The following is a 24,929-nucleotide window of genomic DNA, read 5'->3' as shown; positions in this document are numbered from 1 at the left end:
AACAGGAGTCTTAGTGCTTCTTCTACACCTCGACTCCTGTTTTGCAAGATAACCTTTTAATAAAGCTTTCTTTTTCTAGTTAGACTACCGCTTTTTATCCCTAGTAGTAGTCGTGCTACGTCCTTATTAATTATGCCTCGGCATAATTGCGTCCGGAATGGGCTTTAGGCCAACACGAAGTTGGTTACTCAGTCGTTGCCACAGGACGTGGCGTTCTTAGACTGAGTTCCTCTATTTCAGCGGATGTTTGTATACCCGATGAAAAGTAACTTGAACCAGTGTTCATCTCACCACCTATAGAGGTGGGAGATGAATACTGAAAGAAGTTAAAACTACTATTTAGTAGTATGACGCATTGTTGGGAATAATAATACGTCGCGAATTGATGGTGAATTTGTAAGAAGCATGATTAAACGGTCGATACCAATACCTAACCCACCTGTTGGAGGCATACCGTATTCTAATGCTTCAATGAAATCATTGTCCATTTCGTGTGCTTCATCATTACCAGCTGCTTTTTCAGCTAACTGCGCTTCAAAGCGCTCACGTTGGTCAATAGGATCATTTAGTTCTGTAAAGGCATTGGCATGCTCGCGTCGAACGATAAATAGTTCGAATCGGTCTGTGAAACGCTCGTCCTCTGGATTTTTCTTTGCTAGAGGTGAGATTTCTACTGGATGACCATAAACAAAAGTAGGCTGAACAAGAGTCTCCTCAATCTTTTGTTCGAAGAACTCATTAATAATATGCCCTACTTCATGCGTTTCTTTAACTTCTACTCCATGCTCTTTAGCAAGCGCTTGAGCTTGTTCCTTAGTCATAGGTTGCCAGAAGTCTACACCTGTAGCTTCTTTTACTGCATCTACCATATGAACTCGTTTCCATCCTACAGCAAGATTAATTTCATCTTCACCGTATTGAACTGTAGTAGTACCTAAAACCTCTTGAGCTACATGAGCAATAAGGTTTTCAGTTAGAGACATAATATCTTTGTAATCCGCATAAGCTTCATACAGCTCTATCATTGTGAATTCAGGGTTGTGGCGTGTTGAAATCCCTTCATTTCGGAAAACACGACCAATTTCATATACTTTCTCTAGTCCACCAACAATTAGACGTTTCAAATGCAGCTCGATTGCAATACGCATATATAATTCCATATCAAGTGCATTATGGTGTGTTATAAACGGACGAGCCGCCGCACCACCAGCAATTGTATGAAGCATTGGTGTTTCTACTTCTAAATATCCTGCATTATCTAAATGATTGCGAATAGCACGGATAATTTTAGAACGTGTAATGAATGTTGTTTTACTATCCTCATTCGTCATTAAATCTAAATAACGTTGACGGTAACGTTGCTCAACATCTTGTAAGCCATGGAACTTTTCAGGCATAGGGCGTAAAGCTTTTGATAGGAATGTAAATCCTTCAGCTTTTACTGAAAGCTCTCCTACTTGTGTTCGGAATACATTACCACGAATCCCTACGATATCGCCTAGGTCAGCTTGTTTAAATAATTCATATGCTTCTTCGCCAACATGATCCTGACGAACGTAAATTTGAATTTGGCCACCTAAATCTTGAATATGTGCAAAGCCAGCTTTCCCCTTACCACGTTTCGTCATAATACGACCCGCAATAATTACTTCTTGAAGGTTTTCTTCTAGCTGCTCTTTCGTTTGATCTGCAAATTGTTCACGTACTTCTGTTGATAAATGCGTACGTTCAAAACGACTACCAAATGGATCTTGACCATTTTCTCGAATAGCCGTCATTTTTTGGCGTCTCACCAAAAGCTGATCATTTAATTCTTCTATGTTTGACACTTGTTTCACTCCTTATTAAATTGTCCGCGTTGCGTTTACGTCCATAATATTTCTATTGTACACAATTTTATTGCTGTAATCATCTGTTTCGTTTTAATTTCCATAAGAGAAGAAATGATTAATAATTCTAAAAATTGATGTTAGCAAAAAAAGAGACGTCTCAACACGAACATCGAGACGCCTCTTTAGCCTTCGCATAATTGTAGCTGTCGCTACCGAAAAAAATTGCTGAAAGAAATTAAAGAATTAATTGTTTCGCTTCTGGTACTATTAATTTAGATTCAAACTCTTCATAGTCTTGTGCAATTCCATTTAATAGCGCACGAAGCTCTACCGCAGTTTCCGTTTGGTTAATCGCTTTACGCGCTTTACCATTACCACGAATACCTTTTAAATACCACGAAGCATGTTTACGCATTTCACGTACCGCCACAGATTCTCCCTTTAATTGCATAAGGCGTTCAAAGTGAAGCAAGCACACATCAATTTTTTCACGTACACTTGGTTCTTCCTTTAGCTCACCAGTTTCAAGGTATTGAACTGTACGATAAATCATCCATGGATTACCTAAAGCCGCGCGTCCAATCATTACCGCATCCACCCCAGTAGTATCAAGCATACGTTTTGCATCTTGAGGAGTTTCTACATCACCATTACCAAGCACAGGAATTTTCACATTTTCTTTCACTTGACGAATGTAATCCCAATTTGCTTTTCCTTCGTACATTTGTACACGTGTACGTCCGTGAACAGCTACCGCTGAAGCACCAGCACGTTCGGCAGCTTGTGCGTTCTCAACAGCAAAGATATGCTCGTCATCCCAACCAATACGCATTTTTACGCTGACAGGTTTTTTTACTGCATCTACAACAGCTGCTACCATTTCATATAATTTATTCGGATCTAAAAGTAAACGGGCACCCGCTTCACATTTAATAATCTTATTAACTGGGCAACCCATATTAATATCGATAATATCTGCAGTTGTGTTTTCATCTACATACTTGGCCGCTTCCACTAGAGTTGTCTTATCACCACCAAAAATTTGCAATGAAAGTGGATTTTCACGCTCATCGATATAAAGCATGCCTAGTGTTTTTGCATTCTTCTGGACAATCCCTTTATCACTAATCATTTCTGCATATACTAGCCCTGCTCCGAACTCCTTAACAGTTAAACGGAAAGCAGAGTTACAGATTCCTGCCATTGGTGCTAATACGACACGGTTGTCCATAACTATATCGCCAATTTGAAACGGCTTCTCAGTTGTCTGACTCAACGTTGTTTTCCTCCTTCTAGAGGTTTTCAACTTTCCTCTATATAAATATCTATCGTTAATGCTATGCAAATCAATTATGCCTCGGTATAACTGCGTCCATAGGCTTTAACCGGATGTTCGGATACCCACTGACATAAGTTATAGGCAATCCATTCAGCAATAATCTTTGACTACCAGATTAGAAACTTAATTAACAGACTGCATAATTTTTAGCTCTGCTGATGCAAGCCATAAATTTACGCCTTCTTTTTCACAATCCATCTGTTGCATTATATCATGCGCCCTTTGCAGTTGTTTTCCAACTGGTGCAGGCGTAATTTCTATTAGTGGTACTAATACGAAAGCTCGCTCGAACATTCTTGGATGTGGAACAATTAAGCTCTCTGTTTCAATATTTTCGTGATTGTACAGTAGAATGTCAAGGTCTATGATTCGAGGGCCCCATCGAAATTCACGAACACGCCCAAGTTCACTTTCAACCCATTGGCAAATTTTCAGCATATCGGAAGATGAATAACTCGTTTTAATATTAACAGCAATATTTAAAAAATCTGCTTGGTCAGTGTAGCCTACAGCAGCTGTTTCATAAACAGAAGAAATGTGTACAACTTCAATTTCCTCTTTGCCCTTTAAAAGGGTAACAGCATCTTGTAAGTTTTCAAATCGATCTCCCATATTTGTGCCGATTGATAAATACACATCATTCATTAGAAATCACCTCTCGTTACCTCTACCGATACTTCTTTATAATAACCATGGATTGGCGGGTCTGGTTTAATAAGCTCCACGCGAACACCCTTAACCTTTTCTGAGTATGTCTCTAAAATACTGTTTGCTATTTTGGATACAAGTGCTTCAATAAGCTTGAACGGCTCTCCTTCTACGATGTCACGGCATAACGCATAAACCTCTGCATAGTTTACCGTATGATTTAAGTCATCAGTCTCTCCAGCCTTTGTCATATCTACAGCAAGTGAAACATTGGCACGGAAGCGTTGACCGAGTGTTGTTTCCGCTGCTAACACACCATGATAGCCGTAAAACTGCATATCCTTTAAATGAATATAGTCCATCACTCTTCCTCCTTAAAAATACGCTTACCAACTAAAATATCAGCCATATGTGTAGCTCGCGCCATTTCCTTTACATCATGCACACGAATCATATGGCAGCCTTTTTCAATACCGTAAACAACCGTTGCTCCTGTTCCTTCTAAACGCTCCTCAACTGGTAGCTTTAAGACATTACCAATCATTGATTTACGTGAAGTAGCTAACAAAACAGGATAACCCATTGCAACTAAGTCATCTAAATGCTGCATCATTTCTATATTTTGAGCGGTAGTTTTCGCAAAGCCTATGCCCGGATCTAAAATAATATGGCTATCTGGTATACCTGCATCCCTGGCAATAGCAATACTCTTCTCTAAGTCGGCCTTTGCCGCCATCCAGAGGTTAGCACCATAATCAGTGTTGTCTCGATTATGCATTAAAATAATCGGTACATTTAAATCTGCAGCAACATGAGCGATCCCAGGTTCAGCTTGCGCTCCCCAAATATCATTAATAATATGCGCACCAGCTTCAATGGCTGCACGAGCTACATTCGCTTTATACGTATCAACCGATATAACTGCTGGCACTTCGGCTACTAAAGCTTGAATAACTGGTACAATTCGTGCAATTTCATCTTCATCGGAAACACGTTCATAACCTGGGCGTGTTGATTCTCCGCCAACGTCAATAATTTTAGCGCCCTCAGCTACCATTTTTTTCGCTTGTGCAATAGCAGCTTCAACGTTATTGTATTTTCCTCCATCTGAAAATGAATCTGGTGTGACATTTAAAATACCCATCACAAAAGTTTCTGCTGTATAGTCTAACGTGATACCGTTAATAGTTAATGGTGTTGTATATTTTTCTAGCATGTTAACTCTCCTTCTATTCTTGTTCCACTTCATCGACAAATGCTTCATGTAAACGCGAATAAACAGGCCCTTTATTGCCTAATAACTGCTTGCTCTCTAAATTAAGAATTGGAACAAGCTCTTGTATAGAGTTCGTAATAAAGCACTCTGAACTTTGCTCTACATCCTCTTTAGTAAAGAAACCTTCTTTTACCTTAATCCCTAGAGATTGCGCTCGCTCAATTACCCACGCTCGGATAATTCCAGGTAAAATACCAGTCTCTAAGGAAGGCGTATATAGTATATCATCTTTCACCCAAAAGATATTTGATGTTACACCTTCAGCAACAAAACCATTTTCCGTTAAAAAAAAGCCCTCTTGTTGCACCAAAGATGGCATCTCAAAACGCCCAAGAACGTTATTGCCATAATGGTGCGATTTCACTCGAAGCCCTTTTTCAGGAGTATTACGCGGTGTTACTAGCCACTGTGCGTTTTTTTCCATACCTCGAGGTGCGTCATGTAATTCTTTGCGAAAAACAATAACATTCGGTTGTCTATACTCAGTAGGCTGTAAACCGATGCTATGCTCTCCAGCTGAGACATTTATTCGGAAATACCCATCCTGTCCATCGTCCTGTTCATTTAATCGCTGAACAACATTAAGTAAATCCTCTTCGGTATACGGCATATGAATACGATATTGAGAAAGCGCGATTTGCAACCTTTCCATATGCGCTTCCCAACAAAATACCTTTCCCTTATACGTTCGAAACGTTTCAAAAAAGCCTAAACCGTATAAAAATCCATGATCAAATGGTGAAACGCGCAAATCCTGCGCCGCTAGGTAGTCTCCATTCATCCAGCACAGCATTTACTTCGCTCCCCCAACATACAAATCTATAAACTGGCGTAGAAGCTTTTTACCTTGCTCCGTCATAATCGATTCAGGATGGTATTGCACTCCCTCAATTGGATAGTCCTTATGACGAATGCCCATAATTTCCCCTTCTTCTGTCCATGCCGTCACTTCAAAACATGCCGGTAACGTTTCCTTCTCTACAATTAAGGAGTGGTAACGGGTAGCTGCAAATGGATTTGGCATCCCCTTGTGCAAACCTATTTCAGCATGTAGCACAGGTGATGTTTTACCATGCATCAAACGCTCAGCTCGTACAACATTCCCTCCGAATACTTGGGCAATGGCTTGATGGCCAAGACAAACGCCTAAAATCGGAATATTTCCCGCGAAATACTTAATAATATTCAGACTTTCACCCGCTTCATTCGGGCTACATGGGCCTGGTGAAATGACAATCATATCTGGTGCAAGCTGCTCAATATCTTTCACCGTTAATGCATCGTTTCTTTTTACCACTAATTCATGACCAAATTCCCCAAAATACTGTACAAGGTTATACGTAAAAGAATCGTAGTTATCAATCATTAAAATCATTTTGCTCGCTCCTCTGCCATGGCCTTTGCCTGCCACATCGCCTTCGCTTTATTTAAAGATTCCTGGTATTCTCTTTCCGGTACAGAATCAATAACAATGCCTGCTCCTGCCTGAATATGAGCTACTCCATCTTTAACAAATGCTGTACGAATAACAATGTTAAACTCCATATCACCTGTGTAGCCAAGCCAGCCAATTGAACCCGTATATAATCCTCGTCTTACAGGTTCTAATTCTTCAATAATCTCCATCGTACGAATTTTAGGTGCACCTGTTATTGTTCCTCCTGGGAACATGGCTCGGACAACATCTGCATTCGTTTTCCCTTCAGCTATTTCTCCTCGTACATTGGAAACAATGTGCATCACGTGTGAATAGCGTTCAATCACCATGAACTCATCTACTTCAACAGTCCCGTATGTAGATACTCTCCCTAAATCATTGCGCTCTAAATCAACAAGCATTACATGTTCAGCACGTTCCTTATCGTTATCAATCAATTCCTGCGCTAACGCTAAGTCCTCTGCCTCAGATTTCCCTCTTGGTCGTGTACCAGCGATTGGTCGAGTAGACAACTCATTACCGTGACGCTTCACCAAAAGCTCAGGTGAACCAGAAACGACAGCAAAATCAGGTGCTTCTATATAAGCCATGTAAGGCGAAGGATTAAATGCACGTAATGCTTCATATACATCCATTGCAGTTGCGTTTAACTTTTTTGATTGACGTACCGACAAATTCACTTGAAATACATCGCCTTGCGCTATGTATGTTTGGATTTTACTTACCGCTTCCTCAAAGGCAGTCCCAGCAAATGATACTAACAATTCACTTTCGTCATTCACTATTTCTACAGCGCTTGTTTTTTCAAATTTACGTGTAAGCAATCCCTCTTGCGCGGCCTCTTGCCACACATTAGCCCATTCTTCCAAATTCACATTACAGTCTTCTAGCTTCATAAGTGTTACTTTATTTGTTTTCACATCGTGTACTGCCCAGCAATCAAAAATATAAAAATAGATATCTGGTATTTGTAAATCATCTACAGCAGTATTAGGTAACACTTCAATTTTACGAGCGTAATCGTATGCTACAAACCCGATAGCTCCACCTTGAAAAACAGGAAGCTCAGAATTATATGAAATGTGATAGTTCTCCACTAATTTCTCTAACAAAACAAGAGGTTCACCGTTTAAATTTTCAGTCTCACCATTTCTCCAATTTACAAGTAAACCATTCTCGATTGATCGTGCTATAGCCAGCGGATTCCAAGCAGCTATTGTAAAATTTCCTCCGCGTCCACTTTCTAAAAATACATGTGCTTGTTCTGCTTCTGTTTGCTTCTTATAACTATAAAAAAACGAGTCTGCATCCATCGATATTGTTTTCGTCAGTATTGTCTTCAAGTTGCTATTCCCCTTTAAGTCATATGATGTGATTCCATCTTAACTTGAATATTGTTTTGAAGCGAATATTTTTCAATTACCATATAAAATTAAACCCTTTTAGCAATTGTTTTATGTAGCGTCAGCCACAAGTGTCATTTGACCGAAAGAGTAAATATGTGTTTTTACTTTATAATTTGTCTAAAAGAAGGGCCTTTGCTATATTAATAGTAAATAGAAATATTTTCTAATTATGTATACTTACTTTATAAAAAGGAGCTGTTACACAATGAAAAAGATTTTTTCAGGGGTTTTCCTCGCAATGATACTCATGCTGACTTCTCTACCTGCATATGCAGCACATAGTACTATTAAGATAGATGGTGTTGTCGTTACTACAGATGCGGCACCAGAAGTTAAGAACAATCGAACAATGGTGCCTTTGCGTGTTATCAGTGAAAATTTGGGAGCAACAGTAAATTGGAAAGACTCAAAAGTTACACTAACTAATAACAAAATGCAGATAACGTTACAACCGAATAGCAACACCGTTATAAAAAACGGTAAAACTGAATTACTTGATGTCAAACCGTATTTAAAGAACAATAGACTATTTGTTCCTATTCGATTTATTGCAGAGACTTTTGGTTGTCAGGTCAATTATCAAAATTCCACAGTAACAGTAGATACTGCGCCATTGCTTATAAACAATGTAAAAGTAAAAGCTACTCAATATGAATACCACATGACAATGGGTGGGATCGTACAACAGATCCAAGGGAACACCTATAATAAAGCCTTATATAAAGTTTTCACTGAAAATAAAGGAAAAGTTGTTGATGCCCCTGCTAACTATTCATGGCAAATTAATCTAGACGATCCGGGTTCCTATTATAAGGATGGACAATATAATTTTATGATTCATGAAAATAAAAGCATTCAACAGTTTGACCTTTATTCTTTAAATGGCCCCTTCTCGGATGAAGAATTGAAAGGATACCCAGAAGTATTAATTCATGATGTTACTGCAGATAAATGGTATTTATCCACTGTTAAAGCACGTGAATCTATTAATCAATTAATTAATACTGCCACTAACAATGGCTTCGTAAAAGTCTTAAGTAATACAGTTGTATAGAGGTCTATCCTAATCATATTTTTTGAACTGCTCCATAGAGGTTAGTTATACTACTAACATTTACGGGCAGTTTTTTTTAATTATTGATTGCAAAATCATACTTTTCATTTGGCACAAATTTTGTGCAAATCGACTAAAAAAAAGACCCCTCGTTAAAGGAGTCCTTACATACAAATAATTGGATTAGTCTTCAAATTGATATAAAGGTGTTGATAAATAACGTTCCCCATTAGAAGGTACGATTGCAAGAACATTTGAACCCTTACCTAAACGTTTTGCTGCTTCAATGGCAACATGAATAGCTGCACCTGATGAAATACCACATAAGATACCTTCTTCACGCGCTACTTTACGAGCTACCTCAAAAGCAACCTCATTTTCAACTGGGGATACCGAAGAATATACACCTGTATCTAATACTTCAGGTACGAAACCAGCTCCGATGCCTTGAATTTTATGAGGCCCTGGTTGACCACCAGAAAGTACTGGTGAATCTTTTGGCTCAACAGCAATAATTTCAATTTCTGGATATTTCTCTTTTAGCACGGCACCAGCACCCGTAATTGTACCACCTGTACCTACACCAGCAACAAATGCATCTAATTTTAAACCTTCAAATGCTTCTACAATTTCAGGACCAGTTGTTAAACGGTGAACAACGGCATTAGCTGGGTTCGTGAATTGTTGTGGTAAGAAGTAGCCATGCTCTGCAGCTAATTCCTCCGCCTTAGAAATTGCACCTTTCATACCTGCTGGTCCAGGTGTTAATACAAGTTCTGCACCATATGCACGTAATAAGTTACGACGCTCTAAGCTCATTGTTTCTGGCATTACTAAAATCGCTTTATAACCTTTAGCAGCAGCAATCATCGCAAGACCAATACCTGTATTACCAGAAGTAGGTTCAATAATTGTACCACCTGGCTTTAATGTACCGTCTTTTTCAGCCGCTTCAATCATCGCTAAAGCTAAACGGTCTTTCACTGAGCTACCAGGGTTAAAATATTCTAATTTTACATAAACAGTACCTTCGTTTTCACCTGTTGCATGATTTAATTTAACAATTGGCGTTTTACCAACTAATTCAGCTACTGAGTTTGCTAATCTACTCATTTATCAATCCACTCCCAATCCCTACTATTTTTATAGGTTTTACTTATTTTTGATTTTATCAATTTTTCCATTAGATTGTCAATAAATACAACTTATATTTTCAGAATATTTATTGATTCGCCTTGTCGTAATAAAGTCAAAGGTTTCTGGCCCTCATTTGCAAATTCAAGGAAACAAAAATCTGCTCAATATGCTGGGGTGGCCGTTACTCTGTTGACGCTAAACGTCTGTAGGGGTTCCCCCGGCTCACTTTTCCCGCAGATATTTCGCAGATCCTTTAAGCCCATTTTAGAGCATCTGTTATTTACCTTTTTTCGCTTCTCCGTAATACCAAGTTGCGTTAAATTCAGACCAAAACGTTTCCGGTGTAACATGTTGTGGCAGTTGCTCTAACGCAAGCTCACGTTCAATATGTTCTTTCACATCATCATATGTAAAGGATTGTCCTTCTGTTATCTCTTGAACTTGTACAATTCCGTAATGACCGTTAGCAAGCTTAAATGCTTTACTAACCTCACCTGCTTTTAATTCATTCACTGCTTTTAAAATGGCAGGATCGACATTTTCCTGTTTTTCTGTGAGGAAACCAATATCTCCACCTAAGCTAGCTGACGCACTGTCTACTGAAATTTCACGTGCTAGCACCGAAAAATCAGAGGGATCTTTTAATTCCTTTAATGCTTCCTCAGCAGCTTTTTTTGAATCCACTTCTATAAAATTCGTACGATAGCTTGTTTTCGTATTGTATAGCGCCTGATTTTCCTCATAATATTTTTCAATACTGTCTTCTTTTATAACCATATCTTTTGTCAGTACCTTATCCAAAATAAGCTGTGAGCGAATTTTTTGTCGCAGTTGCTCTGATGAAAGGTTTTGCATTGCAGTATCAAATTTATCTTGAGCAGAACGCATTAAGGCTAACTCTAAATCAATCTCTTTATCCGTTACTTGTATTTTAAATTTTTTAGCTGCCTTCTCCATAACAGATTCATTCACTAAATTTTGTAGCGTCTCTTTACCATAGCGTTCTTCCATGGCAACCATCCACTCTTGGCGCGTAATAGTATCCCCATCAACGGCAGCGACTTGCTCGTCGCTACCAATTTCCAGGTCTTTATTAGGAATTAACCAAGAAATAAACCATAAAATGTTTCCTAATAATAAGATTGCAATAACTGTTAAAGCAGGTTTTGTCTTCAGACGACGTTGCAATAAGGGCGTTTGGTTGGGTGTTGCAGCGGATAAAGGTCGTCGATTACGCGTTGAGCTCATCGATGAATCCTTCTAACTCTTCTTTTGAGAAGTGGTATGTTTCTAAACAGAAGTGACATTGTGCTTCTGCTTCGCTATCCTCTTCAATCATTTCTCGAATCTCCTGTGTCCCTAACCCTAAAATCGCTGCACCAAATCGCTCTTTTGAACATTGACATTTAAATTCTACCGGCATGGAATCTAAAATTTGTAGATGGCCTTTTCCTAATACAGCTTCTAGAATTTGCTCCGGTGTAAAACCTTTTTCAATCATTTTTGAAACAGGCTCTATAGTAGCTAGATGCTGCTCAATTTCATTGATTGTCTCTTCCTCACAGCCTGGCATTAATTGTAGGATAAAGCCACCAGCTGCAAGAATTGTATTATCAGGATTTACTAAAACTCCTAATCCAACTGATGAAGGCACTTGCTCCGATGTAGCGAAATAGTAAGTAAAGTCCTCAGCAATTTCTCCTGATACAATTGGTGTTTGTCCAGAGAACATGTCTCTCAAACCAAGATCTTTTACAACTGTTAATGAACCCTCTGTCCCAACACCTGCTCGAACATCAAGCTTACCGTGCTCGTTTAAATCGAAATGAACGTGAGGATTTGTTACAAAGCCACGTACTTCACCGTGCGCATTACTGTCAATCACGATTGGACCGATTGGACCGTTCCCCTCAATTTTAACAGTGATTTTTTCCTCACCTTTTAACATGGCACCCATCATCACCGCAGCAGTCATAGAACGACCAAGGGCTGCAGACACAACAGGCCATGTATTATGACGACGTTGCGCTTCTCCTACAGTAGTTGTTGTACAAGCTGCAAAAACACGAACCTGTCCGTTGAACCCTAAACCTCGTACTAAATAGTCTTTCATAAATGAAATGTCCCTCATTTCTTATTGATTGCGTTTATATAGCTTATATAAGCCTTTTAATGTTAAAAACGGATCGACTACATCAATAGCTTGCGTCTCCCCAGCAATTAAATTTGCCAATCCTCCAGTAGCAATTACTAAAGGCTCTTCCTTACTTTGTGCTTTCATGCGATTAACAATTCCTTCAACTTGTCCAACGAAGCCATAAAATATCCCGGCCTGCATCGCAGATACGGTTGTCTTTCCAACAATATGTGTAGAGCGCAATATCTCAATACGTGGCAATCTTGCTGCCTGCGTATAAAGCGCCTCCGTTGAAATCGAAATACCTGGAGCGATAGCACCGCCCATATAATCGCCCTTTTCGTTTAAGTAACAATATGTTGTGGCAGTACCAAAATCAACAATAATCAGTGGTGCTTTATAAACATCAAGAGCTGCAATAGCGTTCACTATGCGGTCTGAGCCAACTTCACGTGGGTTTTCATATTTAATATTCAATCCTGTTTTCACACCTGGTCCTACAACGAGCGGTTTTTTACAAAAATACTTTTGACACATCGCTTCTAAAGAAAACATTATTGGTGGTACAACAGAGGATATAATAATACCTGTAACCTGTTCAAATGAAATGCCTGCATGATTAAAGAAAGATAATACTTGCATTGCGTACTCATCTTCTGTTTTGTGAAGGTCTGTCACCATACGCCAATGGAAGGCCAATTGATCGTTTTCATCATAGACACCTAATACGATATTCGAATTTCCTGCATCTAAAACTAAAATCATAGTTGATGCCTCCTATTTATTGCCCCTCATCATAATTGTACCTGTCATTATGCGATTGATACAACTAAAACAATGCATACTCATTCACAAAAAGTAAAGTTAAAACACTTTAGAAAATGATACCACATTTTTATTCCTATGAAATAGCATACATGCTCACTCTAAAAAGGAGCCACCCTCATATTAGGTAGCTCCTTTCATATTATTTAAAATTGAAATCTCATATTAAAAAGCGGGGTGATTTCCGTTCCAGGCTACTCGTTTTCCTGTGGGCGGGAGTCGAGTAGCCTTCCACTCCAAACAACGATAGCGTAGAACTTTTATTAATTTAATTCATTCAAAAGTGAGTAATATTGCGACTTATAACAGTGAAGTAATCGTACAACTGTTATTGCTAACGCTTCGCTTTCGCACACAGATAAACAATATTGCTGTAGTTTCGTTTTATAACTATAAACTATGCCCTACCAGAAAATACATCTTTGCGCATTGGTTGATTGGAGTGGAGACTGGGCGACTCCTTGGGGATCAGCAATAGAGGAACGAAGGCTAAAACCATCACGTCCTGTGATAACGCCTTCGTGACCAACATCCTGCTGCTGCCCCAAGCGGCTCATCGGACGCCCCCAGGAAGCTCTGCTCTGCGCGAAAGCGAAGCGTCAGCGGCAAAGCGCCCAGTCGGAACGGAAATCAACCCATCATTTTGCCGAAGAACCGTACTAAAGGAGCTACCCTCATATTAGGTAGCTCCTTTCATATTATTTAAAATTAAATTTTTCTGGGTCTGGTCCGCAACGTAGTCCATCATTTAGTGTATCTAACTGAGCCATTTCTTCCTCTGTTAATGCAAAGTCAAAGACCGTTAGATTTTCCGTCATACGTGCAGGAGTCATTGTTTTTGGAATAGTGACTACACCATGTTGCACATCATAGCGTAACACGATTTGTGCTGGTGTTTTGCCATATTTAGAAGCTAGCTGCTGAATCAAAGTTTCTTCCAACAAAGAACCATTCATTAGTGGTGACCATGCTTCTACCTGTATTCCTTTTTCCTTACAATAGGCACGTACTTCCTCTTGAGTTAAGTGCGGATGGAATTCAATTTGATTAATAACAGGAACAACTGATGCTTCCTTTAATAAATTTTCTAAATGGTGAACATGGAAATTACTAACACCAATTGAGCGTACACGTCCATCTTGATAGATTTTTTCAAGCGCTTTATAAACATTAATATAATTTGTATCTATACCCGGCCAGTGAACTAAGTATAAATCTAAATAATCTAATCCTAATTTCTCTAAACTACTATCATAAGCTGCAAGTGTTTCTTCATAGGAAAGTCCATCATTCCAAACCTTTGATGTTACGAATAGTTCTTCACGTGTTACTAAGCCCTCGTCAATCGCCGCACGAATTCCTCGCCCAACACTTTCTTCATTGCGATATACTTGGGCTGTATCAATACTACGGTAACCTTTTGCAATAGCTGTTTTTACCGCTTCAGCCAAGTCATCCCCTTCAGGTACTCGAAAAACGCCATAGCCGATTATCGGCATCTCTAAACCATTATTCAATGTTACATTTCCCACTTTTCAACACTCCTATCTATTTTGGTCCTAAAAGAACCTATATACGCAGCTGCGTCATATAGGTTCTATCGTAATATCTATTACCGAAAAAAGGCAAAGAAAAAGACTGCTTACAAAAATCGTAAACAGTCTTTCCTATATTAGTCACGCTTTTCATCGATACCTTTTGGTGTATCAATCGACTCTCTACCTTCTTTAGGTAAATCAGCTGTTGTTGGATCTGGCTCATTGCTAAGCAATTCTTTTTGAACAGCCTGTTCACCAACTACATCCAATATTGGTTGAGCTTCAGCTTTAGGAGCTTTTTCCACAACCGGTTCTACCTCAGGTTCCGGTAAGACACCGTGATCACGTAAGTGCTCGATTTCTTGCGCATTCAATGTTTCTTTTTGCATTAATGTGCTTGCAATTAAATCAAGTAAATGGCGTTTTTCAGTTAGGATTCGTTTAGTACGCTCATATTGTGAATCAATAATTTTTTGCATTTCCTTATCAATTTCATAAGCGATTGAATCAGAGTAGTTTTGATCTGAATTAAAGTCACGACCAAGGAATACATTCCCACCCTGACTTGAACCAAACTGCATTGCACCAAGATTTTCACTCATACCATATTCAGTGACCATGGCACGTGCAATACTTGTTACCTTTTGGAAGTCGTTATGTGCCCCAGTAGATACTTCGCCAAGTACGATTTCCTCTGCTACACGACCACCAAGAAGTCCAGCAATACGGTCTAATAGTTCTTGTTTTGTTGTGAAGAAACGTTCTTCCTTCGGTAACATAATCGCGTAACCTCCAGCTTGACCACGAGGAACGATTGTTACTTTGTGTACTGTATCCGCTTCATCTAGCTCTAAACCAACGACTACGTGGCCGGCCTCATGGAAGGCTACAAGTTTCTTTTCTTTCGCTGAGTAAACGCGGCTAGCTTTTGCTGGACCTGCAATTACTCGGTCAGATGCCTCATCGATATCTGCCATATTAATCGTACGTTTACTTTTACGAGCAGCTACAAGTGCAGCTTCATTTAACAAGTTCTCTAAGTCGGCACCTGAGAATCCAGGTGTACGTTGTGCAACAGCTGCTAAATCCACTGTATCCGATAAAGGCTTGTTACGCGCATGTACTTTTAGAATCGCTTCACGACCTTTTACATCAGGGTGTCCTACTGTAATTTGACGGTCAAAACGACCAGGTCGTAATAACGCTTTATCTAAAATATCTGGGCGGTTTGTTGCAGCGATAATAATAATACCTTCGTTTGCTCCGAAACCATCCATTTCAACTAACAATTGGTTCAACGTTTGTTCACGCTCGTCATGACCACCACCAAGACCTGCGCCACGTTGACGACCTACTGCATCAATCTCATCGATAAAGATGATACATGGTGCGTTTTTCTTTGCATTTTCAAATAAGTCACGAACACGTGATGCACCGACACCGACGAACATTTCTACGAAGTCAGAACCTGAAATCGAGAAGAATGGTACGCCTGCCTCACCCGCTACTGCTCGTGCAAGTAATGTTTTACCTGTACCTGGAGGACCTACAAGTAAGATACCTTTCGGAATACGTGCCCCGATTTCAGTGAATTTGCGGTGGTCTTTTAAAAAGTCAACAACTTCTACAAGCTCCGCTTTCTCTTCATCAGCACCCGCTACATCTGTAAAACGAACTTTTTTCTTCTGATCATCATAAAGTTTAGCTTTACTTTTACCAAAGCTCATCACTTTATTACCGCCACCTTGAGATTGACTCATTAGGAAGAAGAATAAGAAAATGATAATGATGAAAGGAATAATCCCTGTAAAGAACTGAATCCATCCACTTGTTTCTGGCGCTGTTAAATATTTAATATTACTATTCTTATCCTTAGCAGCCTCATCGATGCGGGCCATTAAATCTGGGTTATTGGTAGGGATGTTTGCAGTAAAGCTTTCCCCTTTTTCATACCCCTTCAATGTACCTTCAACGGTGTATACTGATTTATCAGGTTGAATTGTAGCACTTGTTATTTGATTCTTATCTAGAGCTTCTTGAAACTCATTATAAGTTAACTCTTTCGTTGGTGCATTTCCACCATTGAAAGTACCAAAAATACCGATAATCACTAAGAAAATCAGTAAATAGAATATGGTATATCGAAATATTCGATTCATCTCCAGCCTCCTCATTACAAACAGAAAAATTATAAGTAAAATCTTAACATATCATGATTTCATCATACAACGAAAAGCCCTACATAAAAAAAGTTTCGTCCAAATTTTGTCGAAATCGAAAATATTTATACAAGTATGTTCCAGCGTATCTGTATCTAACAAAGTACCTAGATCTTGAATCATGTTTCGCTAGATGCTCTTACTTCTCATAGCTGGTATTCTTCCGTTAACTTCTTACCTGTTAGAAAGAATAAACTTCTGGCTTTAAAATACCGATATACGGTAAATTACGGTATTTTTCAGCGTAGTCTAAACCATACCCTACAACAAAACCGTCCGGCACTTCAAAACCAACATAATCAGCATCTAAGTTTACTTTACGACCAGATGGTTTATCTAACAATGTAACAATTTTGATGGATTTTGCTTTGCGGTATTTAAATAAGTCTACTAAATAGCTTAACGTTAGGCCGCTATCGATAATATCCTCGATGATTAATACGTCACGTCCCTCAACGCTTGTATTTAAATCCTTTAGAATTTTAACTTCTCCTGATGAAACTGTAGCATTGCCGTAGCTAGAAACATCCATAAAATCTAGCTCAATGAAAGAATCGAAACGTTTCATTAAGTCTGTCATAAAAGGCATTGCCCCTTTTAAAACACCAACTGCTAGTGGGAATGAATCTTTGTATTCCTCTGTCAATTGTGCCCCTAAATCAGCGATTCTTTCTTGTAATTGTTCTTCTGTAATCATTACTTTTTCGATGTCTTTTTGTAACATGTCGATTCCTCCTTGAGTGTATAAAAAAATGTCCTACCATTTGCGGTGAAATTTTACAAAGACCTTAGTCTACGATGAGCACTGTATCATCGTTTGGTTGCGGAGAGGTTGAAAAAAACATCCCCATACGCACACCAATTACCGCTACGACCTCATCAGATTGAGAAATCAGTAACGGCCAGCTATTCCGCTCATTTAAAGGAATCTTTTCATCTATAAAAAGGCGAGATAAGCGTTTTGGCTGATCCATTCCTTTTAACAGCATTCTGTCCCCTTCCTTACGCGCTCTAACATAGAGTGGAAGTTGGAGTTTGCTAGCGTTAAAATAAAAAAGTTGTGCAGTATCCGTCAGCATTTCAGACGATAAATCTGGCAATTCGACTACGCATAAACGTTCACCATTTGTCAGCGTTGTCCACCCATTAGCAGTCGAAATAATCTTATTCTCAAAAGAAGCTTGACCTTCAAATAGCTCTTCCTTCTGAATCGTTAATTTTCCGTAACGGCGAACTGCTATAAAATCTTCTGGCAAGTGAACTTCAGCATACCCAGCTGTCGTATCACAAAGCTTTGAAATTGAAGTCAATAAAGCATAACTTTGTATCGTATTTGAATCTTTGTAAAGATAGTTTAATAGTATTAAAATGAGCCTCCTTTGTAAAGCAAGTGGTACCAATTGAAGAGCCTTAATTTCCATGCTATATGTATTTCCGTCAATTCTTTTTACTGTTCTAGAAAATACATCCTTCGCTAATGTCATTAAATAGGCATCGTCTTCTTGCAATTGTTTAGTAAAATGGGTTACCTGCTCTGTTACTCGTGGGTTTTCTGCCTCCAACAAAGGCACCACATGATGTCTAAAACGATTGCGTACATAAGTGTCCTTAGCATTGCTAGCGTCTTCCCTATAATCAATACCTTGCTTAAGTAAATATTCCCTTATTTCGGACTTTGTAACCGTTAAAAACGGACGAATTAATGTTTTTCCTTCAAAAATACGTTGTGAACGTATACCTTGCATACCATTTATCGTTGCATTTTTTGTCAAGGCCATTAATACTGACTCCAGTTGGTCGTCCGCATGATGTGCAGTTACAAGCTTTCTAGCATCTGTTTGTTCCATGATTTCTTTAAAGTATTGATACCGCTCTCTACGACATATAAGCTGTGTATTCCCATTTTCTAAAGCCATAATCTCTGGTATTGGAATTGCCTTTGCATATAAGTATACACCATACTCATCACAATATTTCTGGACAAAAGCTCTGTCCTCAGCAGATGCTTCACCCCTTAACATATGATCAACATGTACGGCTTCTACCGTAATTCCCCACTGCTCTTTTGTTTTGACAAAATAATGGAGCAAAGCCATTGAATCCACTCCACCCGAAACGGCGATGAGAAGATGGTCGTCTTGCTGTAATAATTGCTCTTCTTCGATAAATTTTTTGACCTTTAATTCAAGTGACAAACGCTTCTCCTCCCCTTTTCGTTCTTTTTTATGATGAATTGCTCATAGAGTGTTGAACCGGCCTAAACACAGCCCATGTAGGTACAACATGTGTAACCTCTAGCATCAATACAGTGCAATCGTCTTCAATGTCATAGTAAGATTGGAAAGATTGCATAATCGTTGTCAGTTTTTCCTGGATGGTTTTAGTAGTGCCTGCAACTTGCTGCGCATACGCTAAAAATACCTCTTCTTGCTCGTCCCAATCATCAACACTTGAAAATAATCCATCAGAGTGCATCAAAATTACATCGCCCGCTTTAAGCTTTCTTTTTTCAGCCTCGACTGCTGAAATGGATAAAAAACCTACAGGCGCTGCATTACTTTCAACCCTCAGTACCTCTTTCCCACGTAAAATGTACGTAGACATTCCCCCAGCCTTCCACGACCATAAATCACCGTGTTGTAAATCGACAAGTGCAAAATCAAGCGTTGCATACATATCATCTTGTTGCTTCAAGGACATGACATAATGCAACGTGTGCATCGCAGTCTCTGGGTTCATATTGTAATTTAAACATTCTCGCATTAAATGTATTAACTTTCTACTCTCATGCTGTGCTTCTTTACTCTGACCCATACCATCTGACAATAAAATTGCAAATAGTCCTGGATGTAATTGGAATAACGCATGGGAATCACCGGAATATAACGTCGCATCTTTAGACATGCTATATATATCATACTCTACTTCAAAGCTAATAGCTGATCTAAAGCTTACTTGAATGTGACGAAATGGTTTATCACTTGCTACTACTTTTTCAATTTCAAACGGTTCTTCAAAAATATCATATAAAATCGGCAATATCATCCGTTCAGCTAATGTTGTGTCTTCCTCCCAATTGACTCGTGCTGGTGCTAAAGCACAGACAATTTTTCGTGCTCCAGGCTTATTACTAAGCACATCTAGTTGAAAGCATTCGATATGAGCTTCTTTTAATCGTTGAGTAATGTCCTTCTCCACACTAACGAATGAAATAGTCTCTTCTTTCATCTCCGCTATTAACTGATTTAGATGATTGCTCATATCACGTAGCTGAAGCGCAATCATTTTCTTACCATGAAAATACTGGCCATTAATGCGCTCTCTGTACAGCTCTGTTTCCAATTCTTCGAAAATTTTCGTTGATTTCACACATTTATAGCGTATTTGTTCTTCGACACGATGAATACCAGAATCTTTTCCAACTCCTTTCATGTGAAACCAGTCTGTCATGAGCTTGTCCATTCCGTTATTTTGCGCTCCCCAACAGCGATCATAGCGGAAACAGCTCAAACATGTATTCATCGGTGACACTTCTTTCGCCTCTTCTATCGGGGCTGTCATAAAACGCTCAAACACAAGTTCCTTCATAAATTGTACAAAATGCTGAAAATGCTCTAATTTAAACGTAACATGCTCTGTTAACCAATTTTGACGGGCGAGTAAGATCTCCTCACGCTGTGGAAACAGCTTGTCCCGTACCTTTTCGGAATATTTATTCGGGATAGTTAGAAAAACGATACTCCCTACAGCAATCGATGTAAAATAAACGCTATCTAACGGCAATGTTGCATCGTAAAATAAAAAAAACACACTTGGCAAAATACTACCAATTGCTACACCAAATCTTCCAACACGAGCCCCCATCCCGGCACACAATCCCGTTAAGGTGGCTACGGACAGCATACCCGTAAATGAAAGTTTTGCTACACCAATAAGAGTCCCGAGCACAGCTCCGATAACCGTCGCTAATGGTACACTTCCTACTAACGCACCGAAGCAAATGAATAGCTGCAACAAAAAAATGGGGAGTGAAAAATAACTAATGACAATCGCTTGCATTCCTGTAAGCATAGCAGCAAATACAACTAACCCAGAGCCTAACTTCTCATAAGTCCAATGACTCGTAAACCATTCATGAGAATTGACAAACAACACTTGCATAAAAAGCGTCATAATAAGGGCTAAAGCCGCTTCACAGCCTACATAAAATTGCACAAGCACCGGAGGTAAACCTTGATACATAACTCCCTGCCACATTATCTGCACAAGCAGTACCGCTAAAGATACCACTATACTTTGTGGCAGCTGCCAATAACGGAAGCGCATAATACATTCATACATGACGATCTGCAATGCTAAAATGAAGACTTGTCCAAGACCAAGGAAAACACATCCTATCAAACCACCGAACAAGACATATTTGGCATATTCCTTATACTTCGTTCGAATAATTGCCCAAAAAGGAACTGAGAAAGGTACGGCTGCTTCAAATACAACAGACTGAGCTAAAAAGAAGGATGTTAAAAAAAATAAAGAGCCTATTAACAATTGCCTTTTTTTCATTCCTAATTTCTGTTCGTCTACATTTGCCGTGTTATACCATTCAATACTAGTCATTTCACTATCCCCTTTCCGCACTTTTGGACCTATTATAAGAAATTATGTGCGGAAAGATTGTCTGACGGTGACATAAAAAAATATAAACATTTCGACGAATACATATGCATAAATACGAGAAATGGCAACAATTTCTACAAAAACGATAAGCTGCACAAAATTAAAAACATCTCTTTTTGTATAATTTGTTTAAAAATTACGAAAATTATATAACTTAGTTCCAGCATTGTTGCTTAAATACGCTACAAAATCTATGCCCTACAGGTCTAGTACATGTTCCCCTTACTTTTTCATTGATCGATGCTCCCTATTTCGTCAAGAATGCTATAGTCAGCAGTACGCTGATACTTTTCTACTTAAGAACAAAAAGACCCTGGAGCGGAGGCGCCCAGTCGGAACAGAAATCGGCCACACGTTTTGGTGATGAGCAAATAAAAGATAATACTCCCTCTTTTGTTATCAAATCTTTAAATAGTTTATAAAACCATATATTTTTATTAATTTTTCCAAAAAAACTACTTGACGTTAGTTACAAAGGCATGTATTATTTAACTTGTTGCTTAAGACAAAATGCGGAAGTAGTTCAGTGGTAGAACACCACCTTGCCAAGGTGGGGGTCGCGAGTTCGAACCTCGTCTTCCGCTCCATAAACTTAATGGCGGCCTAGCTCAGCTGGCTAGAGCGTACGGTTCATACCCGTAAGGTCGGGGGTTCGATCCCCTCGGCCGCCACCATAGTAGGCCCCTTGGTCAAGTGGTTAAGACACCGCCCTTTCACGGCGGTAACACGGGTTCGAATCCCGTAGGGGTCATCTCAAATAGGCGTCTCAGAACGATTTCTGAGGCGCCTATTTTTTTTGCAGATTTAGTAGCGAGACTACTAGAAATATCGAATTTATTTTTTACTACCCGAGACCCAGGAGCGAACAGTTCCCCATTGCCGTCGCTGTTGCTACGTCAATACTTCGTTTTCGCATAAAAAAGCATTTGTTGCACCTAAGCGCCCAGTCCAAGTTATGGTGATGCGCTTAAAAATATGGCATACTAATAATTAAAAAAGAGTGTAAACTAGGAGGTTTATTTCCTTTGGGTTCATTAACTAAAGCTGCTTTAACTTGTGGAAGTGGCTCTATGATTATTCTCGTATCTATTCTTATTAATTTACCATTTGCCGTACAAATGCTTTTACTCATTACCGGATTAGTGGTTAGTGTTTACGGTGTATTTTTACTTGTTAAAATGGTTGCTAATCCAGCCGAAAAGACTTCAGAAACGTTAACAGAACAAGCTCCTACGCAAGCTCCTAAAAAAAAGAAAAGACCGACATCTACGTTCTAGGACGATTCGTAAATCCTTACTAGAAAAGTTTGAGATGAGATGTCTGCATTGATTAATAAAAAAGGGATTAGCTTTATTAAAAAGCTAATCCCTACTCTATCTAATACACTTTTTCTACGATTAAAACAGTCAGCAAACTACCCTCTTCTAGCTCCACGACCACCGCGTTTTGATTCTGTAGCACGTTTAATTGTTGCTAGGCGTTCATCACTATCTTTTAAGAAACGCGCCATTTTTTGCTCAAAATTCTCTTTTGGCTGATGACGATCGTTGCGATCATTAGAACGATTATCGCGACGTGGACGTGCTGGACGTTCCGGACGCTCTGGACGCTCTGGACGCTCTGCTTGAGGCTTTGCTTTACGGATTGAAAGACCGATCTTTCCGTCCGCTTCAACATTCATCACTTTTACTTCAACTTCATCTCCAACTTTTAGATGCTCATTGATATCTTTTACATAATTGTCAGCAACTTCACTGATGTGTACTAAGCCTGTTTTGCCGTCTGGCAGCTCAACGAATGCTCCAAAATTTGTGATTCCTGTTACTTTACCTTGTACCTTGCTGCCTACTTCAATTGACATAAAAAAAATGCTCCTCCTTAAAAATTAAGCGACTCATTTGAGTCATGTAATCAATTTATTCAAACTTTTTACTGCAATAAGTTTCTCTTTTCATTATATATAACAATAAAAGAGTGTCAACAATACATAGCTTTTCAGTCTTCTTTTTTACCTTTCTTTTCTGTTATGCTGTCTTTTTTATCTTTTTTCTCCGGTATATCGCCTTTTTTATCTTTTTCGTCCGGCATAATGAAAATCACTTCACCTTCTTCGGATAAAAAATAATCTTTGCGTAATAGCTTTGCGATATACTCAGGATCCTCTAACTGTTTAATTTTAAGATTTAACGAGTCTCGCTCATCTTTCAATTCAGAAAGACGTTCCTTCGCTTCAACCTTTTTTTGCTCTTTAGCAGCTAGAGTTTCATTTTGACTCAAAAGTATATTAATGAGAAAGGCAATAATAACGACTGGCACAATCGCAAAAAAGACAATACGGCGCATTTTCCGTTTCCGCGCTTGAATTTTACGATTCATAGCTTTATCCGTGTTACGGACATAGTCATTATCAAGTTTAGTATAGTTTTGTTGGTCATCATTTGATGAACGACGTTTAGGCATGCCCGCACCTCCGAAAATTATTGTTGTCTTTTATTATACTTGATAAATCGAATTTTTTTAAAAAAAGTGTTGGACAAATACGAATAAATTTTGACAAAAGGTCTTAAAAGAAACGCTCCAATACTTATTAAGAATTTAAATATTTGTCGAATCATAGCACTTATTAATCGTATGATGAACCACAGGGGTCTCCATGTTATATTCACTAAAACCCTTGCGACGAAACGTAAAAAAGTTTGAAAAAACGTTTGATACAAAAAAATTCCGGCTATTTGCGCTAGCGGGTCATAAGCCCGCCAAGCGCCATCTTTTAGCCAAAATAATAAATAGTATGTCAGGCCTCCGAGCAGAATCCAGGTAAGTAGTTCAAATACCATCATCCATCTTCGAAGGCTTGACCTTTTTGGAGTTGAAAAAACAATGAGCCTTACACTATCAATAATGAACCCGACTGCTATACCGCTCAAAACCATGACTAATAGCTGAACAAATTGTTCACTAACAATCATCCAAACAATTTATGAAGGAAACCTTTCGAGAAGCCACTTTCCTCCTCGTCGTACTGCAAGGTTTTTACAGTTCCTTCAAGCGTCAATAACCCTTTGTCAACATCTAAATGAACGATATGCAGTTCTTCTCCACGGATTAACAAATGCCCTTGGGACGTCTTGATAAAAAACTCTTCCTGATCAAAGCGTTCAATCGATTTTACAGAAGTCATGTCCATTCTTTTACGATTACGAATCGTTAAAATATGCTCTCCAGATGGAATTGTGTAACGGTTACTTTCTTGATGTAGCGTCATTTTTTTCCTCCTTTAGTCGTCCTAGCTTCTGTTCACTTTATGCGGACAACCTTAAAAGCATGACAAACTTTATTAAAGTTGCTACACTTTTATCTCCAGCACGTTTATGGCAAAAGCCAAGCGACAACCTCAGAAGAC

At 38.9% G+C, this 24,929-nt stretch carries 24 protein-coding genes and 3 tRNA genes; 5 read left to right on the top strand and 22 right to left on the bottom strand.

Annotated features, from left to right (window positions below):
- Positions 1-335: 335 nt before the first annotated feature.
- From lysS to pabB, 8 genes are all read right to left on the bottom strand, one after another.
- A complete protein-coding gene (gene lysS / locus ACZ11_RS15150) occupies positions 336-1,838 on the bottom strand; it encodes a lysine--tRNA ligase (protein ID WP_201778537.1) in 1,503 nt (500 codons plus the stop codon).
- Positions 1,839-2,067: 229 nt separating this feature from the next.
- Positions 2,068-3,108 carry a tRNA dihydrouridine synthase DusB gene (gene dusB / locus ACZ11_RS15145; RefSeq protein WP_049667390.1) on the bottom strand — a complete coding sequence of 347 codons (1,041 nt, stop codon included), beginning with the start codon at positions 3,106-3,108 and terminating at the stop codon, positions 2,068-2,070.
- Positions 3,109-3,294: 186 nt separating this feature from the next.
- Positions 3,295-3,816 carry a 2-amino-4-hydroxy-6-hydroxymethyldihydropteridine diphosphokinase gene (gene folK, locus ACZ11_RS15140; RefSeq protein ID WP_049667389.1) on the bottom strand — a complete coding sequence of 174 codons (522 nt, stop codon included), beginning with the start codon at positions 3,814-3,816 and terminating at the stop codon, positions 3,295-3,297.
- Positions 3,816-4,181 (bottom strand): dihydroneopterin aldolase, encoded by a 366-nt coding sequence (gene folB, locus ACZ11_RS15135; protein ID WP_049667388.1) that lies wholly within the window; start codon positions 4,179-4,181, stop codon positions 3,816-3,818. Before folB ends, folK begins: the two co-directional genes overlap by 1 nt.
- Positions 4,181-5,035 (bottom strand): dihydropteroate synthase, encoded by an 855-nt coding sequence (gene folP / locus ACZ11_RS15130; RefSeq protein ID WP_049667387.1) that lies wholly within the window; start codon positions 5,033-5,035, stop codon positions 4,181-4,183. Before folP ends, folB begins: the two co-directional genes overlap by 1 nt.
- Before the next feature lie 13 nt (positions 5,036-5,048).
- A complete protein-coding gene (gene pabC, locus ACZ11_RS15125; protein WP_049667386.1) occupies positions 5,049-5,888 on the bottom strand; it encodes an aminodeoxychorismate lyase in 840 nt (279 codons plus the stop codon).
- On the bottom strand, positions 5,889-6,470 hold the full coding sequence (gene pabA / locus ACZ11_RS15120; protein ID WP_049667385.1) for an aminodeoxychorismate/anthranilate synthase component II: 582 nt from the start codon (positions 6,468-6,470) through the stop codon (positions 5,889-5,891).
- Positions 6,467-7,876 (bottom strand): aminodeoxychorismate synthase, component I, encoded by a 1,410-nt coding sequence (gene pabB / locus ACZ11_RS15115; RefSeq protein ID WP_049667384.1) that lies wholly within the window; start codon positions 7,874-7,876, stop codon positions 6,467-6,469. Before pabB ends, pabA begins: the two co-directional genes overlap by 4 nt.
- Before the next feature lie 268 nt (positions 7,877-8,144).
- Between pabB and ACZ11_RS15110 the strand changes: the two genes are divergently transcribed.
- Positions 8,145-8,993: a copper amine oxidase N-terminal domain-containing protein gene (locus ACZ11_RS15110; protein WP_049667383.1), complete on the top strand. Its 849-nt coding sequence runs from the start codon at positions 8,145-8,147 to the stop codon at positions 8,991-8,993.
- Positions 8,994-9,176: 183 nt separating this feature from the next.
- Here the strand turns inward: ACZ11_RS15110 and cysK are convergent, their stop codons facing one another.
- The 10 genes from cysK to ACZ11_RS15065 all read right to left on the bottom strand — a co-directional run bounded on the left by cysK (position 9,177) and on the right by ACZ11_RS15065 (position 21,466).
- Positions 9,177-10,106 carry a cysteine synthase A gene (gene cysK, locus ACZ11_RS15105; RefSeq protein ID WP_049667382.1) on the bottom strand — a complete coding sequence of 310 codons (930 nt, stop codon included), beginning with the start codon at positions 10,104-10,106 and terminating at the stop codon, positions 9,177-9,179.
- A 300-nt stretch (positions 10,107-10,406) separates the two neighbouring features.
- Positions 10,407-11,378: a peptidyl-prolyl cis-trans isomerase gene (locus tag ACZ11_RS15100; protein WP_049667381.1), complete on the bottom strand. Its 972-nt coding sequence runs from the start codon at positions 11,376-11,378 to the stop codon at positions 10,407-10,409.
- Complete coding sequence (hslO, locus tag ACZ11_RS15095) at positions 11,362-12,243, bottom strand: Hsp33 family molecular chaperone HslO (RefSeq protein ID WP_049667380.1); 882 nt, start codon at positions 12,241-12,243, stop codon at positions 11,362-11,364. The genes ACZ11_RS15100 and hslO overlap by 17 nt, the downstream gene beginning before the upstream one ends.
- 21 nt (positions 12,244-12,264) lie before the next feature.
- Positions 12,265-13,032 carry a type III pantothenate kinase gene (locus tag ACZ11_RS15090; protein WP_049667379.1) on the bottom strand — a complete coding sequence of 256 codons (768 nt, stop codon included), beginning with the start codon at positions 13,030-13,032 and terminating at the stop codon, positions 12,265-12,267.
- 464 nt (positions 13,033-13,496) lie between these two features.
- Positions 13,497-13,649 (bottom strand): hypothetical protein, encoded by a 153-nt coding sequence (locus ACZ11_RS26660; RefSeq protein WP_169776086.1) that lies wholly within the window; start codon positions 13,647-13,649, stop codon positions 13,497-13,499.
- Between the two features lie 141 nt (positions 13,650-13,790).
- Positions 13,791-14,624 carry an aldo/keto reductase gene (locus ACZ11_RS15085; RefSeq protein ID WP_082172817.1) on the bottom strand — a complete coding sequence of 278 codons (834 nt, stop codon included), beginning with the start codon at positions 14,622-14,624 and terminating at the stop codon, positions 13,791-13,793.
- 140 nt (positions 14,625-14,764) lie between these two features.
- Positions 14,765-16,789 (bottom strand): ATP-dependent zinc metalloprotease FtsH, encoded by a 2,025-nt coding sequence (gene ftsH, locus ACZ11_RS15080; RefSeq protein ID WP_049667378.1) that lies wholly within the window; start codon positions 16,787-16,789, stop codon positions 14,765-14,767.
- A gap of 241 nt (positions 16,790-17,030) precedes the next feature.
- The gene (gene hpt, locus ACZ11_RS15075) at positions 17,031-17,573 is read right to left on the bottom strand and encodes a hypoxanthine phosphoribosyltransferase (RefSeq protein ID WP_049667377.1); all 543 of its coding nucleotides are present in this window, start codon (positions 17,571-17,573) and stop codon (positions 17,031-17,033) included.
- A 64-nt stretch (positions 17,574-17,637) separates the two neighbouring features.
- Positions 17,638-19,044 carry a tRNA lysidine(34) synthetase TilS gene (tilS, locus tag ACZ11_RS15070; protein WP_049667376.1) on the bottom strand — a complete coding sequence of 469 codons (1,407 nt, stop codon included), beginning with the start codon at positions 19,042-19,044 and terminating at the stop codon, positions 17,638-17,640.
- Between the two features lie 28 nt (positions 19,045-19,072).
- The gene (locus ACZ11_RS15065) at positions 19,073-21,466 is read right to left on the bottom strand and encodes a SpoIIE family protein phosphatase (RefSeq protein WP_049667375.1); all 2,394 of its coding nucleotides are present in this window, start codon (positions 21,464-21,466) and stop codon (positions 19,073-19,075) included.
- 572 nt (positions 21,467-22,038) lie between these two features.
- Here ACZ11_RS15065 and ACZ11_RS15060 point away from each other — a divergent pair.
- The 4 genes from ACZ11_RS15060 to ACZ11_RS15045 all read left to right on the top strand — a co-directional run bounded on the left by ACZ11_RS15060 (position 22,039) and on the right by ACZ11_RS15045 (position 22,803).
- Positions 22,039-22,113, top strand: a tRNA-Gly gene (locus tag ACZ11_RS15060).
- Between the two features lie 10 nt (positions 22,114-22,123).
- Positions 22,124-22,200, top strand: a tRNA-Met gene (locus ACZ11_RS15055).
- 5 nt (positions 22,201-22,205) lie between these two features.
- Positions 22,206-22,277, top strand: a tRNA-Glu gene (locus ACZ11_RS15050).
- A 274-nt stretch (positions 22,278-22,551) separates the two neighbouring features.
- Entirely contained in the window at positions 22,552-22,803 is a 252-nt protein-coding gene (locus ACZ11_RS15045; RefSeq protein ID WP_049667374.1) for a hypothetical protein, read from the top strand.
- A 137-nt stretch (positions 22,804-22,940) separates the two neighbouring features.
- Here ACZ11_RS15045 and ACZ11_RS15040 read toward each other — a convergent pair whose 3' ends face one another.
- The 4 genes from ACZ11_RS15040 to yabP all read right to left on the bottom strand — a co-directional run bounded on the left by ACZ11_RS15040 (position 22,941) and on the right by yabP (position 24,791).
- Positions 22,941-23,387 carry a S1 domain-containing RNA-binding protein gene (locus ACZ11_RS15040; RefSeq protein WP_049667373.1) on the bottom strand — a complete coding sequence of 149 codons (447 nt, stop codon included), beginning with the start codon at positions 23,385-23,387 and terminating at the stop codon, positions 22,941-22,943.
- A 134-nt stretch (positions 23,388-23,521) separates the two neighbouring features.
- On the bottom strand, positions 23,522-23,986 hold the full coding sequence (locus ACZ11_RS15035) for an FtsB family cell division protein (protein WP_082172816.1): 465 nt from the start codon (positions 23,984-23,986) through the stop codon (positions 23,522-23,524).
- A gap of 17 nt (positions 23,987-24,003) precedes the next feature.
- Positions 24,004-24,495 (bottom strand): spore cortex biosynthesis protein YabQ, encoded by a 492-nt coding sequence (gene yabQ, locus ACZ11_RS15030; RefSeq protein ID WP_049667372.1) that lies wholly within the window; start codon positions 24,493-24,495, stop codon positions 24,004-24,006.
- Positions 24,492-24,791, bottom strand: coding sequence for a sporulation protein YabP (gene yabP, locus ACZ11_RS15025; protein WP_004229167.1), 300 nt, complete (start codon positions 24,789-24,791; stop codon positions 24,492-24,494). Before yabP ends, yabQ begins: the two co-directional genes overlap by 4 nt.
- Positions 24,792-24,929: the final 138 nt, after the last annotated feature.

It is taken from the genome of Lysinibacillus xylanilyticus (assembly GCF_001183605.1).
Lineage (GTDB): Bacteria > Bacillota > Bacilli > Bacillales_A > Planococcaceae > Lysinibacillus > Lysinibacillus xylanilyticus.
Note: the sequence above shows the minus strand (reverse complement) of the source record. Positions and strands in the feature narration are given on the sequence as shown.